Origin of the sequence: Pseudodesulfovibrio hydrargyri (assembly GCF_001874525.1) — a bacterium.
In the GTDB taxonomy this organism is placed as follows: domain Bacteria; phylum Desulfobacterota; class Desulfovibrionia; order Desulfovibrionales; family Desulfovibrionaceae; genus Pseudodesulfovibrio; species Pseudodesulfovibrio hydrargyri.
In genome coordinates this window covers 206,035-223,173 of the sequence record NZ_LKAQ01000005.1, presented here as the reverse complement: position 1 = coordinate 223,173, position 17,139 = coordinate 206,035, and the positions used below count along the sequence as shown (strand labels likewise).

Annotated in this window: 12 protein-coding genes and 1 other RNA gene; 4 read left to right on the top strand and 9 right to left on the bottom strand. The window is 60.5% G+C overall.

The window, feature by feature from the left end; all coding sequences use genetic code 11:
- Positions 1-403 precede the first annotated feature (403 nt).
- From BerOc1_RS18345 to BerOc1_RS18335, 3 genes are all read right to left on the bottom strand, one after another.
- Positions 404-802 (bottom strand): desulfoferrodoxin family protein, encoded by a 399-nt coding sequence (locus BerOc1_RS18345; RefSeq protein ID WP_071547363.1) that lies wholly within the window; start codon positions 800-802, stop codon positions 404-406.
- 236 nt (positions 803-1,038) lie between these two features.
- Entirely contained in the window at positions 1,039-1,644 is a 606-nt protein-coding gene (locus BerOc1_RS18340; protein ID WP_071547362.1) for a LysE family translocator, read from the bottom strand.
- A 6-nt stretch (positions 1,645-1,650) separates the two neighbouring features.
- On the bottom strand, positions 1,651-2,484 hold the full coding sequence (locus BerOc1_RS18335; RefSeq protein WP_071547361.1) for an AraC family transcriptional regulator: 834 nt from the start codon (positions 2,482-2,484) through the stop codon (positions 1,651-1,653).
- A gap of 446 nt (positions 2,485-2,930) precedes the next feature.
- On the opposite strand from BerOc1_RS18335, the gene ssrA reads away from it, so the two are divergent.
- Positions 2,931-3,316: a transfer-messenger RNA gene (ssrA, locus tag BerOc1_RS18330) on the top strand.
- Positions 3,317-3,814: 498 nt separating this feature from the next.
- Positions 3,815-4,696: an aldo/keto reductase gene (locus tag BerOc1_RS18325; RefSeq protein ID WP_071547360.1), complete on the top strand. Its 882-nt coding sequence runs from the start codon at positions 3,815-3,817 to the stop codon at positions 4,694-4,696.
- Positions 4,697-4,879: 183 nt separating this feature from the next.
- Here BerOc1_RS18325 and BerOc1_RS18320 read toward each other — a convergent pair whose 3' ends face one another.
- The 4 genes from BerOc1_RS18320 to BerOc1_RS18305 are packed head-to-tail and all read right to left on the bottom strand — an operon-like array spanning position 4,880 to position 8,301.
- The gene (locus tag BerOc1_RS18320) at positions 4,880-5,632 is read right to left on the bottom strand and encodes an OmpA/MotB family protein (protein WP_071547359.1); all 753 of its coding nucleotides are present in this window, start codon (positions 5,630-5,632) and stop codon (positions 4,880-4,882) included.
- Between the two features lie 8 nt (positions 5,633-5,640).
- The gene (locus BerOc1_RS18315; protein WP_071547358.1) at positions 5,641-6,405 is read right to left on the bottom strand and encodes an OmpA/MotB family protein; all 765 of its coding nucleotides are present in this window, start codon (positions 6,403-6,405) and stop codon (positions 5,641-5,643) included.
- A 21-nt stretch (positions 6,406-6,426) separates the two neighbouring features.
- Entirely contained in the window at positions 6,427-7,179 is a 753-nt protein-coding gene (locus BerOc1_RS18310) for a motility protein A (protein ID WP_071547357.1), read from the bottom strand.
- 3 nt (positions 7,180-7,182) lie between these two features.
- Complete coding sequence (locus tag BerOc1_RS18305) at positions 7,183-8,301, bottom strand: FapA family protein (RefSeq protein ID WP_071547356.1); 1,119 nt, start codon at positions 8,299-8,301, stop codon at positions 7,183-7,185.
- Positions 8,302-8,578: 277 nt separating this feature from the next.
- Between BerOc1_RS18305 and BerOc1_RS18300 the strand changes: the two genes are divergently transcribed.
- Together BerOc1_RS18300 and BerOc1_RS18295 are read left to right on the top strand one after the other, a co-directional pair.
- Complete coding sequence (locus BerOc1_RS18300) at positions 8,579-8,968, top strand: flagellar protein FlaG (RefSeq protein ID WP_071547355.1); 390 nt, start codon at positions 8,579-8,581, stop codon at positions 8,966-8,968.
- Between the two features lie 146 nt (positions 8,969-9,114).
- Positions 9,115-9,414, top strand: coding sequence for a hypothetical protein (locus tag BerOc1_RS18295; RefSeq protein ID WP_071547354.1), 300 nt, complete (start codon positions 9,115-9,117; stop codon positions 9,412-9,414).
- Positions 9,415-9,486: 72 nt separating this feature from the next.
- Here BerOc1_RS18295 and BerOc1_RS18290 read toward each other — a convergent pair whose 3' ends face one another.
- Both BerOc1_RS18290 and BerOc1_RS18285 read right to left on the bottom strand, forming a co-directional pair.
- Positions 9,487-13,077 (bottom strand): PEP/pyruvate-binding domain-containing protein, encoded by a 3,591-nt coding sequence (locus BerOc1_RS18290; protein ID WP_071547353.1) that lies wholly within the window; start codon positions 13,075-13,077, stop codon positions 9,487-9,489.
- Positions 13,078-13,436: 359 nt separating this feature from the next.
- Positions 13,437-17,138, bottom strand: coding sequence for a pyruvate carboxylase (locus tag BerOc1_RS18285; protein ID WP_071547352.1), 3,702 nt, complete (start codon positions 17,136-17,138; stop codon positions 13,437-13,439).
- Between the last annotated feature and the right edge of the window lies 1 nt (position 17,139).

Below are 17,139 nucleotides of genomic sequence, written 5' to 3'. Positions count from 1 at the left end.
AAACGCCCCCTGTCTCGCTGCCGGGAGACGCTAAACAACTTTTGAGTGCACCCCAAAGGCCATTTCCGCCGTTTCCGCGATTATTCCGAATAATGAGATACCGTATTTGGCCGCTCTTCCCTTGTTGGACGACTTTTGATGTAAACCACTCCGGAATTACGTCACTCGGGATGATGACAGACTGGAGCCTGTTATCATGGGCGCTTGTCGTTTGTTGCGACATGCAGGTTAAAATTTCCATGGACCGATTCACCATTCATCCAATATAAATAGCAAGATACCACAAGCTCATTCCTCCTGGCGGTCTTCCTTCCCCGGTCCCGGCTCGAATCGATGACCACCTCTCACGCAACAAAAAAAGCCCGCACGGCATGCCGTGCGGGCTTTTTTTGTTGGTGCTGAACTAGACGGTGAACTTGGTTACCCAGAAATCATGCAGGTTACAGAAGCTTGTGGCGTAGTATTCACCCTTGGCCGGAAGGTCGTAGGTGGAAACAGGCTTGTCCTCGGGCGTGAAGACCGTGGCGCCGATGACCGTGCCGTCCGCAGCGACAACGGTATGGCGGACGATAAAATGGGCCGCGCTCATGGAGTGCTTGGTCTGCACGGTCAGTTTGCCGTCCGCCATGCTCACCTGGGGCAGGTGAATCGCGGCCTTCTTCTCCCAGATACCGGGATCGTCGGCCGTGTAGACGATGTTCGAAGGGAACGGGCCGGTTTCGGCCGAAGCCTTGTGGACACCGAGGGAAAGCCCGGCCGCCAGGGCCAGGGCCGATTTGAGGAAAACACGTCTGTTGCTCATGATGCCTCCATGTGGAAATAATTATTGTCCCCACCTTACCACCATCCGGCCGACATGCAAGCCATTTTCCGAATAAAAACGGCTTGTCTCCCCGTTGACACGCAACCTGAGCCAATCACCGCCAAGATCGGCGCCAAAGAAAAGAGCCCTTGAAATCTTCTGATTCCAAGGGGGCCGATCCTTTGCGCCAGAGGCTGTCGCGCCCATTCCGGAGGGGACGCATATCCCCCACGTCCTCAACCCGCAAGCGCCAGATAGACGTGCTCATAGGCCATATCTCCTGCCACGAGGAAGAGCATGACTCCCATGATGTAGTTCAGCAATTTGAAATACCTGGCATTATCGATTCGCTTGGAGACCAGGGCCCCGATGGCGGCATAGGAGAATGGCGCTCCCACGCTCAGGATGCCGAGGACCAGGGACCATCCCGCCACCGCCGCTCCCCCGATCCCGGCCGCCGGAAACTGGATCGTGGTCACGGGCAAGACCACCATGAACGCCTTTGGATTGAGCAGTTGCATGAACAACCCGTCCTTGAAATCCATTGCGGGCACGGACTCCGCGTCTCGGCCCAGGTTGACATCCGAGGTCACGACCTTCCAGCCGAGATAGAGGATGAAGCAGGTCCCGAGTCCGGCAATGAGCGGAAGCATGCCGCCGCCGACAACTACGGCTCCGGCATAGCCCACCACGGTGAACCAGAAGGCCAGGGCCGTGCCCACGCCGAGGCAGAACGGGATGTGCCGGGAAGGACTGCGCTGCATGCCGCAGTTGAGGCTGAGGATATTGACCGGACCGGGAGTATACATGACCCCGATGCAAAAAAGAATGATGCCGAGCATGGGAACCTACCTGGTGAATTGGATCTGGTACTGACGGGGCGTAAGGCCGTAGGCGCGCTTGAAATGGCGGTTCATGTGGCTGACGTCGAAAAAGCCGAACCGGGCGGCCACGTCCGTGGAGGGCGTGCCTTGGGCGAGCTCCTCCCGCACCCTGTTGATCCGGTGGTTGATGACGTACTGGTGCGGAGTCAGTCCGAACTGGCTGCGAAACAGGCGGATGAAGTGGAATTTCGACAGATGGGCCGTGCGGCTCAGGTCGTCGATGGAGATGTCATCCTCGATATTCTCGTGGATGTAGTCCCGAACCCGCAGCAGGAGCGCATCTTTGGCATCGGTCCAGCCGTCCGGGCGGTACACGCCCAGCCGACTCGTCAGCCGCCGGGCCAGGCCGTACAGGCTGGACTCGATCTCGAGTACGCTGCCGCCCGGGGCCGCCACCAGCCGTGCCGTGCGCAAAATCAGGGTTCGTAGGACCGGATCCGAAAAATTGATTTCCCGGGCGTGATACTCCGCCCGGCCGCCATCGGTCGCGCTCCGGGCAAGCTCGTTGAATATGACCGGATCAAGATACAACATGGTGTATTTCAGGGCGGTCTTGTTGCCGGGATTGCCGTTGTGCGCCTGGTCTGGATTGAACAGGATGATGCCGCCGGGGGGGCTGCTGAACTGCTCTCCGTTGCAGGAAAACTCCTGCACGCCGTCCAGGGTCACGCCCATGGCCACTTCCTCGTGGGCATGCCTGCCGTAGGCGAAATCCGACATGACCGCGTTGAGCACGGTCACGCCCAGGTCCCGCCCGCTGTTGACGAATTGAAACATATTGCCCTTGGCTGTCGACATTCCCTGTCCCTCTGTTCTGTACTTGGTACTCCACGCGCACCCGGTCGGCTTGGACAAAATTGCGCAATCCAGTTCCCACGCGAAATAAACAAAGCGTCGGCCAGCAAAGAGGTAGCCATTGCGCCGCAGCCGTCAAGCCCGGCCCGCCCTTCCGCACGGCCGCCACTCGCGTCAGGGGGAGTCTAGACTCCAGGCGGTAGGAATCGAAAGTCCAACCCACCGGACTCGCAAACGATCCGTTTTACCTGTCCCAAACAGCCCACAAATCGGCCGTATTTATCTAGATTTTTTCTATATTTTTTCTAGATATAATATATCTACATGATAAATCGTATTTTTTCATCGAACACAGTCACCGGATGCCCTTTCCGAAAAAAATACCGGTTTTAGTTGCCAAACGGTCACAAGAACTTATATAGGACATGTCCCGAACGGTTCTTTGACATGGGGGCGCACTGGTTTCGACGGGGATAGTTGAAGCCGAAGCCGCAGGTCGAGGTTGGTCGATGGCCTCGTAAAAATCGACCACAAAGATAATTGCCAACGACAATTACGACTACGCAATGGCTGCTTAATTGCAGAGTTGCACCTGACAACACAGCTTGTCACGATTCACCCGCCGACGCCTTATAAGCGGGCCGGATCGTCAAACCCATAGGGCTAGCATCGTATGCTGGTTTCTTGCCTGGGATGTGAAACTCTAACAGAAACTAGCCCGCCGGCCGTCTGGCCCGGAGCAATCCGACGGGCGAACCTTTATTCCGGACCTAAACCTGTAGACGCTTTCGCGGATCGTTCTCGGACGGGAGTTCGACTCTCCCCGCCTCCACCATTTTCCCTTCATCTCATTTATATGATGAAGAAAAGTGGAAACACTTTGAGCTTCAGCACACTCACGGGGTCAAACTCAGCCATAACTCATGGCTGAAAAGAGACTCTTTGAAGTGAAGCTCGAAATCCTTCCTGATCAAAAATAAAGAACCGACCATTTAGTCAACCATAGACATACCTCGCCCATTGGTAGGACACCCTCCTGCCTGTGGAGGAGGTGTGGTATTCTTCGCTTTGGGTATGCCATCCCCCCCCCAACCGCGCTCTCTCCCGGGCAAGTCGAAACACAACTTCAGCCTACGCCACCTCCATTTTGGGCAAGAGGTTATTGTTGCAGTACTGCTGGTTTTGACGAGGAAATAATCAAAGCATATATTGGTCGCCAAACTCAGCACCCAATCTTGCAGCCGGGATGCGGCATGTTTCTAGGTAACGGCTCCAAGCCCGGTAACAAGGTTCGGAATCACCTAATCCGCAACCATATATGGAACAACCGACAATGAACAAAAGTCCTTTTTACACGTTAAACAATGGCGTGCAGATGCCGGCCTTCGGGCTTGGCGTTTTCCAGAGTTCACCCGAAGAAACCATCGGCGCCGTCTCGTCTGCCATTGCCGAGGGCTACCGGCTGATCGACACCGCGGCTCGATATGTCAACGAACGCGAGGTCGGCGAAGGCATCCGCCAGAGCGGCGTTGACCGCAACGAGATTTTCGTCACCACCAAGTTATGGTTCACGGACTACGGCTACGATGCGGCCCTGCGGGCTTTCGACAACAGCCTGTCGCAGCTGGGTCTGGATGAACTGGACTTGTACCTGCTGCATTGGCCGGTTCCCACCGACTTCGACAACACCATCGCGGCATGGCAGGCGCTGGAGAAGCTGCTGGCCGAAGGGCGCGTCCGCGCCATCGGTGTCAGCAACTTCAGCCCCCAACACCTGAAGCGTCTTGCCGAGCACGCCACGGTTGTTCCGGCTGTAAATCAGGTCGAGCTGCACCCGTTCTTCGCTCAGCGCCAGCTGCGTGAGGCCAATGCTCAACTTGGTATCGTGACCCAGGCGTGGTCACCCATCGGCGGAATCCGACGCTACGGAAAACCGGGCGACCAGGAAGGACAGGATCCACTGAGCCATCCCTTAATCACCGGCCTGGCGCAGAAGTACGGCAAGACCGCAGCACAGATCATCTTGCGCTGGCACATGGACATCGGGGTCTCAGCTATCCCTAAATCGGTCAAGCCGGCACGTATTGCCGAGAATTTCGATATCTTCGACTTCTCGCTGACGGCCGACGAAGTTTCGGCCGTCACGGCTCTGGATACGGGTGAACGCGGCGGCCCCGACCCGGAAAAGGTCAGCACCCAGTTTTTTGGCAGTTAGCCGGCACACCACAAACTACCGGGCGGATGCGAGCATCGCGTCCGCCCGGCCGCATTCCGCAGCTTCCTCCGGCCGATAAGCCGGCTCTGTAAGGCCGCATCCACTCCCCCGCCCTTAGGCCGGGATTGCGTATTCTTCAGTACGGTTGGCTACCGGGATCTCCCCAGCGGGAAAGCCCCTGCGCTACCACTTGGAGCGGCCGGACGGGAGGAAGAAGAATTCCACGCGGCGGTTGGCCTGGCGGTTTTCCTCGGAAGTGCTCGGCAGAAGCGGCTTGGAACCGCCGTAGCCCACGGCCTTCATGCGGGTGGGCGGGATGTCCGAATTATCGAGGAGATAGCGCAGGCAACGGGCTGCGCGGGCGGCTGACAGGGCCCAATTGGAGCCGTACTGCCGGGACTCGGGCGCCTCGCCGTCTGTATGGCCCCGGATGACCAGGTTGAAGTCGGTCTTCTTCATGGAGTCGATGACCATCTCCAAGGCCTGCCTGGCCTCGGCGGTCAGCTCCACGGACCCCTTGTCGAAGAGCACCGGGCTGCTCATCCTGAGCATGACGCCCGACTTGTCGGAACTGACCTTGGCCATGTGGGTCAGGTCCTTGGCCCGGATGGCCTTTTTCAGGATCACGCCGAGCTCGACTATCTGTCTGTTTTCCTTGACGCTCTGCCGTTCCTTGAAGGTCGTGTCCGCATACGGAGTGGACAGGGCCACCCTGTCCTCGTACTGGACGCCCAAGGCCTCCTGGATGGACCCCATCAGCTTGCGGAAGTTGGTCACGTCCTGGTTGGTAAATGACAGGAGCAGGACGAAAAAGCACAACAACAGCGTGACCATGTCGGCGAAGGTCGCCATCCACGGCGGAATCCCCTCTTCGGGCTTGGGCGGATCGGACTTGGGCCCCCCGCCCTGCTGTTCCATCGCTTCCTGTTCAGCCATATCTGTCCCTACCAGGCGTCCCGCTGGGGCATGTGCATGTAAAATTCGACCCGCTGGTTCCTCAGCCGGTCCGCCTCGGTGTCGTTGGGCACCTCGGGCCGGGTGTCCGCATAGCCCACGGCCTTGGCCCGGTTGATCTCGATCCCGCCCTTGTTGACGATGTAATCCAGGGCCACGGCGGCGCGCGCTGCGGAAAGCTCCCAGTTGGACGGGTACTTGGCCGTATGGACAGGCCGGTCGTCCGTGTGACCCCGGACCACGAGATTCAGCTTGTAGTCCTTGAGAACCTTGATGACCGCGTCCAGCATCTTCCCGGCCTCGGGCCGCAGTTCGGCGGTGTTGGGCATAAACAACGCGGCCGAATTGGCCCTGAAGACCACGCCGTCGCGGTCGGCGCTCACCCCCGCCCCCTCCTTGAGCTTCACGTCCATCTTCTCAAGCATGGACTTGACGCGCATGACCACCGAGAGGAGCAGCCGCTCATCGTGGGAGATGGACGAGACCATCTTCTCGGTCGCCTCGGAACTGGTGTTGAACTGGGCCATCTCATCGGAGACCGCCCGGACTTCCCTGACCCCGAAAGCCCCCTTGAGCGAGCCCAACGCGTCGCGGAACTTTTCCTCACTCTGTTGGGCAAAGGACAACAGCAGCACAAAAAAGCACAACAAAAGAGTGACCATGTCGGCAAACGTGGCCATCCACGGCGGCAATCCCTCGTCGCCCGGAGGATCCTCCGGCGGCTTTCTGCGTATGACTTCTTCGGCCTTGGCCATGGCTTCTCCGAGTATCGTATACTAGGTCGCTTCGCGCAGGGCCGGGGACAGGAATGCCTGCAGCTTTTCCTTGACCACCGACGGGTGGTCGCCGCGCTGCAGGGAGGAGACGCCCTCGATCATGATCTGCATGAACAGGACGTCCTCGGCGGACCGCTCCTCCAGCTTGGTGGCCATGGGCAGGAACATGACGTTGGCCATGATGGCCCCGTAGAAGGTGGTCAGCAGGGCCACGGCCATGGCCGGGCCGATGGACGAAGGGTCGGACAGGTTGGAGAGCATGTTGACGAGGCCGATGAGGGTGCCGATCATGCCGAAGGCCGGTGCCATGGTGCCCATGCCCTTGAAAACGGCCTGCCCCTGCCGGTGGCGTTGTTTCATGAATTCCAGTTCGATCTCCATGACCGAACGGACCAGCCCTTCGCTGGAGCCGTCCACAACCAGCATCACGCCCTTTTTCAGGAATGGATCGTCGATGTTGACCTTTTCCAGGGCGACCAGGCTTTCCTTGCGGGCCGTGTCGGACAGGGAGGTTATCAGTCGGATGATATCCTGAGGGTCGGACGACTTGAACAGGAGGGTCTTCATGCCGACCTTGAAGGCGTTGATGACCACGCCCATCGGAAACATGATAAAGGTAACGGCAAAGGTACCGCCGATGACGACCACCACCGAGGGAATGTCGATGAAACCCGCCGCGTTGCCGCCCATGAAAATGGTTGTGATGACCAGGGCAAAGGCCCCGACCAGGCCGATAAGAGTTGCGATATCCATATGTTATTTCTTGCTTTTTGCTGCTGAAGCGCCAATCTTGACTTCACCGTTGTCATAATAGAAAAAGACATCTTCCAAAAAATCATCCACTCTATAATATGCGGAACCGATGCAGATTTCCACGCCTGGCTTGACCACGCCCGGTACAAGAACCCGGCAGTCGTCCAGCCGTTCGGTGGCGTAGATGCCGTCCCACAGCTTGACCTTCAAATCCTTGAGTAGATCCAGCTCCCTGCGGGCCGACTCGAGCCGGGGCTGGTATTCGGCCTTGAATTCCTCGCCCTTGTTCAAGGCCTTTTCATAGGAGGCGATGTCCTCGTGCAAGGTCTTGATCCGTACGTTGTAGCGCTGGTCCGCGAAGAGCAGCGACGGTTTGTACCCCAGGATCAGGGAGGTATCGGTGTCCATGCCTCCGCCCAGCTGTTCGCCCACGTAGATGTAATTGTAGGCGCAGATGTTCCCGCCGGTGAGCCGTCCGCCCACGGCCAGCCGCTTGCCCGCGTAGACCTCGCTGTGCATCAGCGCGCCCTTGATCATGATGTCGCCGCCCGACAACAGGGTCGCGAATTCGCAAAAGGCCAGCTTCATGTCCTTTCCGGCCTTGAGCAGCGCCTTCCGGCCGCCCTTGACCCCGCCCCGGCAGTCCAGACCACCCCGGGCCTTGATGGTCGCCCCGTCCACCTGGGCATTGACCCGCACGTCCGTGGCCTCGATGGAGAAGCCGCTTCGCACGGACCCTTCGACCACCACATTGCCCACGAAATTCACGTTGCCGGTATGATAATCGATGTCGGAGTGGACCGTCAGCGGATTGCGGACGAGAATCCTCCCCTCTTTGTAGCAGACGTAGCCGTCCACGGCAGCAAAAAGCTTGTCCGGAAACTCCCTCTTGATGCCCGTGCCCTTGCCCGCGGGAAAGGATTTTTCCTCGGAGACGAACCGTTCGTCCAGGTCATCGCCCGCCTCTTCCACCGGAATCCATTCGGCGATGAGGTCGCCGGCAGCCACATTCACGACAAACTGGCGCTCGTGATGGTCCACGCTTCCGTCCGCCTGCTCTTCCGGCGTGAGCTTGGCCGGGTCCCAGTCGGGGTCGAAGTAGTGTTTCAGGAAAAACGGCATTGCCCCTCTGGAGAATTTGATGGAAAACCGACCGCCCAAGGGTGCATTGGGCCGCCATGAAGACTCAAGCAAACCGACCTGTTACAAGCCTGATTCAATACTTTCGGATCGTATTGAATTATCGACTTTGCGTCAATGATTATCAACTTTTGCGCACCCGTCACAATACTTGAAACCAAATATTGCCTCACCCTAAAGAAAACGACGATCAGGCCGATATTGATCGTAAGAGACATATTGGGTTGGGATGATTCGTGCAACACCAGGGAGGGAGACCATGAATATCCCCATGATGAACATCGACATGAAGCAAGAGCTGCGCTCGGAGAGCGTTGTTCCGGCCAAGGCCGTGCACAAGCCGCCCGTTCCGGACGGCTCGGTCCGGCGCGATGACATGGTCATGGCGCAGGATGAGGCGCAGTCGGACGGGCAATCCGGCACCCCCACCCGGGAGGAACTGAACACCTTGATAGCCGAGGCCGAGGAGCATCTCGAGTCCAAGAACATCAAGCTGAAGTTCAACATCCTGGAGAACAACGACACGATTCAGGTGGAGATCATCGATTCTGACGGGAAGACCATCCGCAAGATTCCGGAGGACGACCTGCTCAAGTTGACCAAGTCCCTGAAGAGTCTCGGACAGGGGTTCCTGGACAAGATGTCCTGAGCCGATTCGCACGCAGCCATGGATCGCGTCCCAGCCTTGCGGCCGGGGGCGTCTTTGGCGCTGACGCGCCCATTTCTCATGGGGTTGCCAACCAGTTCGGGCTCGTGCATAGTCTAGTGGTACACTGCCCAACAACGGAGGCGCCCATGTCGGACATCAGCATATCCATGGACACGATCCAGAGCATGAGCATGGACAACCAGCTGCTCGGCCCGGAGTCCCTCAACAACTACGCCGACGAGATCGGCTCGGGCATCAATCCCACGGGAGGCATGGACAACCGCGAACAAACCGTGGCGGGCCTGGAGGTCGCCTCCCGGACCGACGATTACCTCGGCGCGGGCACGGACTTCTCCTCCACCGGCACGGACGTGGACATCCAGCAGACCATGCACCAGATGGCGGCCGAGACCGGCATCGGATCCATCACCGACAAGATCGCCTGACCCTTTGCAGAACAAATGAAAAGGCCCCGACCTGAGCGGTCGGGGCCTTTTTTTATTGCCTTCATGCAGTGGCTACCACTGCTTCTTGCGCTGTTTTTCCAGGGCCGCCTCCTGATCCTCGAAGGTCGCGAAACCGGCGTGGTGCATGGCGTCCTCCACGGTGTTGTGCCAGTCCCAGCTGGCGTAGATGACCGGCTTGTGGAAGGTGGCGCGGAACTGCTCCATCTCCTGGCGGTAGAACTCCTCCTTGGGGGTCTCCATGTGGTCGCGCAGCTGTTCGCTGAAGCGGTCGAGCTCGCCCTCGTACCATTCCATGAAGTCCTCGGGAGACTTGTACTTCTTGAGGATGTGCCCGTAACTGTTGGCTTCCAGCAGCTCCTGCAACTTGACCATGTGCTGCTTCTTGAGCCAAGCCCCGAGTTCGCTGGTTTTGATGTTCTCGGACTCGATCTCGGCCATGTCCAGCTTGGTCTGATGGTAGGTGTCGGGCACCACCGAGGCGGACACGATGCCCGCGATGGCCACCAGGCCGCGCAGGATCACGGAGTTGGACACGCCCTGGCCGCAGAAGCCGACCTTCTTGCCGACCTTCTGGCCCGCGAAGATGGCGGACAGAATGGCCCAGACCACGGCCGGGTCCTCCTCGTCGTAGATGTGCTGCAGGCTGGCGTTGTCGCGGTCCGTGGCCAGGACCATCTGGGTCATGTCGTTGGAGCCGATGGAGAACCCGTCCACTTCCTTGAGGAATTCCTTGCACAGGATGGCGTTGCTCGGGATCTCTGCCATGAGGATGACCTTAAGATCGTCCTTGCCGGATTCCAGGTTGTGGACCTGTTTGAGGTAGCGCTTCATGGAGCGGGCCTCTTCCAGGGTACGCACGAACGGGAACATGATGGACAGGTTCCGGCCGCCGTAGATGCCCCGGGCCAGCTTGAAGGCCTCGAGCTCCCAGTCGTGGATGTTCCGCGAGACGCCCCGGTAGCCGATCATGGGGTTGTCCTCGTGGGCCTCGAACAGCGAGCCGCCCAGCAAGTTGCGGTACTCGTTGGATTTGAAGTCGGTGGTCCGGTAGACGATGTTGGAGCCGTAGAAGGCCATGGCGAACAGGGCCAGCCCCTGGGACAGGGTCTGGATGTAGTTCTCCTTGCCGGTGGTGTAGCCGCGCGATTCGAGCAGGCGGCGGATGCGGTCGGGCAGGGTCGCCACCTCGTCCATCTCGGACTTCAGGCCCATCTTGAGAGCCACTTCCTCGCGCAGGCGGGTGATCTTGTCGAGGTGGGCCACGAATTCGGGATCCTCCTTGAGGCGGGCCACGTACTCGGAAACGGTCTTCTCATGCTGCTGGCGGATCTTCCACGCCTCGGTTCGGACCGACGGGGTCGGCTCGAGCATGTCGTGGTAGCCCAGGACCACGGCCACGTGGGCCTCGGGGTCGATGGAGGTCTTGAGCACGTCGAGGCGCTCGGTGGCGTGGGAGATGTGCTCGTCAAGCTTGTGGTCCATCTCGCGCAGGCGGCGGTGCATGGCCAGGACCTCGTCCGTGCTGCGGGCGCCCTCCTGCTCGGCCAGGGACTCCATCTCGCGGGCCAGGCCGGTGATCAGACCGACGTACTCGCGCAGTTTCAGCGGCATGGTGATCAGGCCGGAATCCAGCTGCTCCTTCATGACCTTGGTCAGGTGGTGGTCCATCTCCTGGAGCTTTTCCTCCACCAGGTCGTTGAGGGCGTCCTTGTCGTAGGCCTCAAGCGCCATGGGGTGGACGCCGATGTTGCCGAGCATGAACTCGGCGCGCAGCAGGCCGACCTCGAAATCGGGCACGTTGCGCAGGCGGGACAGGAACAGGGCCTGGCCCACGTCGGCCAGGATCAGGCCGACCTTGGTCTTGGTGGCGGGCAGCTCGCTGACGTTGATCTCGCCGCCGACCTCGACCAGGGGCAGCTCGCCCCGGTAGACCTTGCCCCGGGAGCCGTCCACGGTGACCTGCTGGCCGTCCATGGAGCGCAGGGCCTCCAGGCGCTGGATGCCGATGATGGCCGGGATGCCCAGCTCGCGCGAGGTGATGGCCGCGTGGCTGGTGTCGCCGCCCACGTCGGCCAGGATGGCCGAAGCGATGCGCATGCCCGGAACCATGTCCGGGTCGGTGCGATCGGCGGCCAGGATGTCGCCCTTGTTGATCTTGTTCAGTTCCAGGGCGGAACGCAGATACTTGACCGTACCCTGGCCCGCGCCGCGGGACGCGCCGTTGCCTTCCAGGATGACCTCGGCCGAGTCGATGGCCTTCTTGTCCACCTCGAGGCGGCGCATGAAAATAGTGTGCGGATGGAGCTCGAAGTCCTCGTTCCAGCGGGTCTCGGGCCGGGCCTGGACGAACCACAGACGGTCGGTCTTGTCGATGCAGAACTCGGTGTCCATGATCATCCCGCCGTAGGCCCGGGAGATGTTGCGCACGCCCTGGGCCACGGTCTCGGCCTGGGCGATGGACAGGGCCCAGCGGAAGACCTCGTTGTCCGCGACCTTGACCACGTGGGTGCCGCTGCCATCCTCCTTGTAGACGATCTTCTTTTCCTTGCAGCCCATGTAGCGGATGACCACTTCGCGGCCGCCGTCGCGCTGGAAGACGTAGAACTTGTCCGGGGTGACCATGCCGCCGACGACCGCCTCGCCCAGGCCGTAGCTGGCGTCGATGGACACGAGATCGTTGCGGTCCGTGCCCCGGCAGCCGGTGGCGGTGTCCGCGCTGAACGCCGTGCCCGAGATGACCGGATTGATCATCCGCATGATGCAGACCGACAGGGAGGTGTGCTCGATGGCCCACTCCTTCTTGGCGGTCTCGGCAATGGAGTCGTCGCCGGTCTTCTCCGCCTTGGTGATGGCGTCGAGAATGGCCTCGCGGCGGTAGGTCATGGAGCGCAGGTTGTAGGCCGAGGCGCAGTCCCAATGGTAGGCCTCGAGGCACTCCTCCTCACCCACTATGTTAAGGTAGGTGTCCTGCAGACCGGCAAAGGCCTTCTTGCGGCTGTCCTCGCCCGCCGCCGAGGAACGCACGGCCACGGGCACGTCGTCCAGGCCGGCTTCCTTGCAGATGGACTGGTAGGCGGCCTTGACCTCCTTGCCGACCTCTTCGGGCATTTCCACGGACAGGATGGCCGACTGGACCAGGACCGAACGCATGCGCAGCTGGTCGATGCCCTCGGGAGAGGTGGCAAAGCCCTCGACCACGTTGTTGATGAAGGTGCGCAGGCGGATCGGCGTGCCGGACTGCTTCTTGGACTCCTCGCGGATCTTCTTGCCCACCTCGCGGACAAAGTGCTGCAGGTAGTCGGAGTCCTCGTTGACCGCGTCGGAGTACCAGTCGATCTTGTTGTACTCCTTGTCCACAGTGGCCCGGACCACGGCGGCGTTCACCTTGGTCTCGTCCAGAAGGATATGAAAGGCATTGGAGGAAATAGCCCGGAACTCCGGAGCGCGGATGCCTGGCACCTGGCTGATGATAGCCGTATTGTAGTTCTTGCCGCCGACTAGCAGTTCGGCGTCTTCACCGATTTTCTTGATTTCGGCGCCGTTCAGGACGAGCTTCTGCTTGAGACTCTCCACCTTGGCATCGGGTTTCTTGGCTTTGGCCGCCGGTGCTTTATCCGTTGCGTCATTTTTGGCTTTGGCCATCTCTTCCTCCTGGTATAACCGTGCCGGGCGGACGTTTCTCACTTCGCCCCACCCTGAAACCACGGCGCTTTCTATTTTGAATCATCAAAAAAGAACAATCAAAATCTGCGGTTCGAGTTTCCGCTTACAGGGTTAATTACCGCTTCGTCAACGAAACAATTGGTCCAACCATTATGCCAATTACTTGCAACAAAAACTCCAAAAAACGTCTGAGATTATGTCTCTTGAATTCTGCTGAATCGATAAAAATAAAGGCCGACGCGCTGTTGTAGCGCGTCGGCCGATTCATTTCGGATATCGCTTCGTCATAGAACGACGAGCTGCCGGATCAGACCAATTCAATCGGTCGTGTTATTTTTTTACAGTTTCTGGCCGCAGTTGGGGCAGAAGTTGCAATCCTCCATGGGCACGTCGACCTTGCAGGTGGGGCAGGTGCCCGCCTCGGGTCCGAGCTCCACGAGCAGCTCCCCTTCCACCACCGGGATCATCTTCTTGTCCTCGGTGTAGTTGGCGGACTTGATGACCCGCCGGACCATGCCGGTGACCGGCGCCAGGACCGCCTTCTCCTGCTTCATGATGGAGATGTTGAACAACTCCTCGCCCGCCTTGACGCGGTCGCCGGGACGCACATGGGTGACCCACAGGTCGCCGTTGCTGGGCGAGCCCACGTGGTAGACGTTGGCCGGATCGGCCATCTCGGTGGCGTCCTTGCCCCCGGCCTCGGCCTCGGCCACCTTGACCTGGTGGCTCATGATCTCGGAGTCGAGCACGTAGCGGACCACGGCCATGCCGTTCTCGTCCGGCTCGGAGATGTCCAGGATGCGCATGAGGTGCGGCTTCTTGCAGTTGCCCTGGAAGTCCAGGACCTCGCCCTTCTCCAGACCCTCGAACCAGATGTCCACGGGCAGGTTGTTGATGTTGCCGAACTTCTCGCAGAAGTCGATGGTCTTGATGGCGTCGCCCGGATGGTTGAGATACATGATGAACTCTTCCTCGGTGGGCTGGCGGTGCAGGCGGGACTGGAGCGCCTTCTTCTCGGCCACCAGGTCCACATCCTTGAGGGTGGTCAGCGGGGAGGCCTCGGTGCGCTCCTTGATGGCCGTCTCCCAGCCCGAACCGAAGGCGGACTGGTAGACCCAGTCGGCCGGGAAGCCCAGGGGCAGCTTGCCGAACTTGCCGAGCAGCAGGTTGCGGAAGGCGTCGTTGGAGTCGCGGTACAGGTCGAGACGCGCCTCGCGCTCGAGATCGGTCAGCTCGTCCTCGCGGCACAAGGTGACCACGTCGAGCATGTTCAGCAGGCGGCGCACTTCCCGCTCGCCGCCGCGCTTGTAGGCCCCGGTCACGGCCAGGAAGGCGGTGTTCCAGGTGATCTGGGAGCCCGGGGTGACGTCGTGGTAGCGAACCACCTTGCGGGTCCCTTCCAGGAACTTGAGCATGTAGGGCAACAGCTTGATGTAGCCCTGCTTGAGCGCCCCCTCCTGGGAGGAGGACGTCGCGCCGCCGGGCATGCCGTGGCGGACCACGTCATGGTCGATGCCCTGGAAGTACGGAGCGGTGTAGCGGTCGTAGTACGGCATGATCTGCTTGAGCCGGAAGTTGGTGGCCCGGATCATGTCCTTGTCGAGGTGGGTCTTCAGTCCGATCTCGTCCTCGATGTAGGCCGCCGTGGACAGGACCTCGCCCTGGCCGTACCAGCGCACGCTCGCGCCGATGGCCACGTCCACGATGTGCGCGCCTGCCTCGGCGGCCGCGCCCATGGTCGGGACGAACAACCCATCGGTGTAATGCCGGTGGCTGTGGATGACCAGTTCGGGATATTTCTTGGTGATGGCGCCGATGAGTTCGCGCATGAACCTCGGGGGGCACACGCCGCCCATGTCCTTGAGGCCCAGGATGATCATCTTCTCGGCCTGCTTGGGGGTCACGCCCGCGGCCTCGGAGCACATGTGGATGATCTCGTCGGTCACGGTCATGTATCGCTCGACCGTGAAGCCCTTGGCCCAGGACAGGGAGATGGCGGGTTCGAAGATGTTTCTCTTCGAGGTCATGGCCACCTCGGCGAACGGCCGCATGTTGTCGACATGGTTAAGAAAGTCGAAACAGCGGATGATCTCGTAGTGCTCGTTGATCATCTCGCCGGTCAGCCGCATGACGTTCTTGGGCTGCGGTTTGTAGCCCAGGATGTTGGTCGACCGGATGAGAATCTGCTTGAGGGTATTGGGCGCGAACTTGTTCCACTCGGCCGCCTCGGAGAACGGATAGGTCATGTTCGCGAGCATGGCCACGTGGAAGTGCGCCCCGCCGCCGTTCTCCAGGGAGAAAAAGCCGCATTTGTCGAGCGAGGGGCCGATGATGCGGTCTTCGGCCAGGCGGAACCGGTTGCCGCTGTTGGACTGGGTGATGTCGCGGGTCGTGGTGTCCGTCATGTGGATGATCCCGGCCTCGCGGTCCGTGCGCAGGGTGTCCAGGATGGCGTCGCGGTCCATCTTGCGCGAGAAACGCGGCTCGAACCAGGAGGACACCTCGGGCGGTTTGGCCAGGTGGAACCGGCCCACCCTCTTGTCCTCGCGACCCCGGTATTCGCCCAGCTGGACGTACCGGTTGTATCCCTGGGCCGATATCTCGGCCACCAGCCGGGTCAGGCGCAGGGAATCCGGCTCGCGGTCGGAGTAGTCCATGAGCTCGGCGTAGTTCTGGCGGACGAAGTTGGTGTCGTAGTCCGCCTCGACGAACTTCAGATGGTCGATGATCTTGCGGTGAAACGGGATGGTCGTCTTGACCCCGCCGATCATGTACTCGCGCAGGGCCCGGGTCATCAGGGCCACGACCTTCTTCCAGGAGTTGCCGTAGGCGATCAGCAGGGAGGCCGCCGAGTCGTAGTTGGACGGGAAGCGGTAGCCGTCGCCCACGCAGGAGTCGATGCGGATGCCCTGCCCGCCGGGCGAGACGTACCGGGTGATGCGCCCGGAGTTGGGTTCGAAATGCTTCTGCGGGTCCTCGCAGTTGATCCGGCACTGCATGGCCCACTGGAACGGCTTGGTGTTCTCCTCGTTCAGGCGCAGCTTGGCACCGAAGGCGATGGCGATCTGCTCCTCCACCAGGTCGATGCCGTAGCGGCACTCGGTGATGCCGTGCTCCACCTGGAGCCGGGTGTTGACCTCGATGAGGTACGGCACGCCGTCGCCGTCCACCAGAAACTCGACGGTGGCCAGGGAATAGTAGCCCACGGACGAAACCAGCCGCCGGGCGTAATCCTTGAGCTGTTCGCGCAGCTCGGGGGTGAACTTGGGCCACGGAGACGGAGTGATCTCGATGAGCTTCTGGTGGTTGCGCTGGACCGTGCAGTCGCGCTCGTCCAGACAGAACACGTTGCCGTACTGGTCGGCGATGACCTGGATCTCGATGTGGCGCACCGAGGTCAGCAGCTTTTCCACGTACAGGCGCGGATTGCCGAAGGAGGCCTGAGCCAGGGCCGAGGCCTTGGAAAAGGCGTTTTCAAGGTCTTCTTCCTGGTAGACCTCGTAGATGCCTCGGCCGCCGCCGCCGCCTTCGGCCTTGAGCATCACCGGGAAACCGATCTCCTGGGCGATCTTGCGCGCCTCGGGGATGGACACGGCCCCTTCGGAGCCGGGGACCACGGGCACGCCCTGCTCGATGGCCAGCTTGCGCACGGCCACCTTGTTGCCCAGAATGCGCATGGGCTCCTGCTCGGGGCCGATGAAGATGATCCCCTCCTTGGCGCAGCGGGCCGGGAAGGAGTCGTCTTCCGAGCAGAATCCCCAACCCGGATGGATGGCGACCACGTTGTTGGCTTTGGCCTCGTGGATGATTTTGTCCTGATCCAGATACGCCCGGGGGTCGGAGCCGAGCATCAACAGCTCGTTGGCTCCGGAGGATGCCGGAGAGGTTTTATCAACGTCGGTGGCGGTCATTATCGCCTTGGCGTTGAACATTTCGGTGATGGAACGGCAGATGCGCCTGGCCGGGATACCCCGGTTGGCCACCAGTATCCGCTTCCCCTTGACCTCTTCAAGTACCTGTTCAAAGGACTTCGGCTGCATG

Excerpts from the sequence above, each read along its gene's own strand:
- BerOc1_RS18345 (WP_071547363.1), bottom strand. The coding sequence starts at position 802 with ATGAGCAACAGACGTGTTTTCCTCAAATCGGCCCTGGCCCTGGCGGCC.
- BerOc1_RS18340 (WP_071547362.1), bottom strand. The coding sequence starts at position 1,644 with ATGCTCGGCATCATTCTTTTTTGCATCGGGGTCATGTATACTCCCGGT.
- BerOc1_RS18335 (WP_071547361.1), bottom strand. The coding sequence starts at position 2,484 with ATGTCGACAGCCAAGGGCAATATGTTTCAATTCGTCAACAGCGGGCGG.
- BerOc1_RS18325 (WP_071547360.1), top strand. The coding sequence starts at position 3,815 with ATGAACAAAAGTCCTTTTTACACGTTAAACAATGGCGTGCAGATGCCG.
- BerOc1_RS18320 (WP_071547359.1), bottom strand. The coding sequence starts at position 5,632 with ATGGCTGAACAGGAAGCGATGGAACAGCAGGGCGGGGGGCCCAAGTCC.
- BerOc1_RS18315 (WP_071547358.1), bottom strand. The coding sequence starts at position 6,405 with ATGGCCAAGGCCGAAGAAGTCATACGCAGAAAGCCGCCGGAGGATCCT.
- BerOc1_RS18310 (WP_071547357.1), bottom strand. The coding sequence starts at position 7,179 with ATGGATATCGCAACTCTTATCGGCCTGGTCGGGGCCTTTGCCCTGGTC.
- BerOc1_RS18305 (WP_071547356.1), bottom strand. The coding sequence starts at position 8,301 with ATGCCGTTTTTCCTGAAACACTACTTCGACCCCGACTGGGACCCGGCC.
- BerOc1_RS18300 (WP_071547355.1), top strand. The coding sequence starts at position 8,579 with ATGAATATCCCCATGATGAACATCGACATGAAGCAAGAGCTGCGCTCG.
- BerOc1_RS18295 (WP_071547354.1), top strand. The coding sequence starts at position 9,115 with ATGTCGGACATCAGCATATCCATGGACACGATCCAGAGCATGAGCATG.
- BerOc1_RS18290 (WP_071547353.1), bottom strand. The coding sequence starts at position 13,077 with ATGGCCAAAGCCAAAAATGACGCAACGGATAAAGCACCGGCGGCCAAA.
- BerOc1_RS18285 (WP_071547352.1), bottom strand. The coding sequence starts at position 17,138 with ATGCAGCCGAAGTCCTTTGAACAGGTACTTGAAGAGGTCAAGGGGAAG.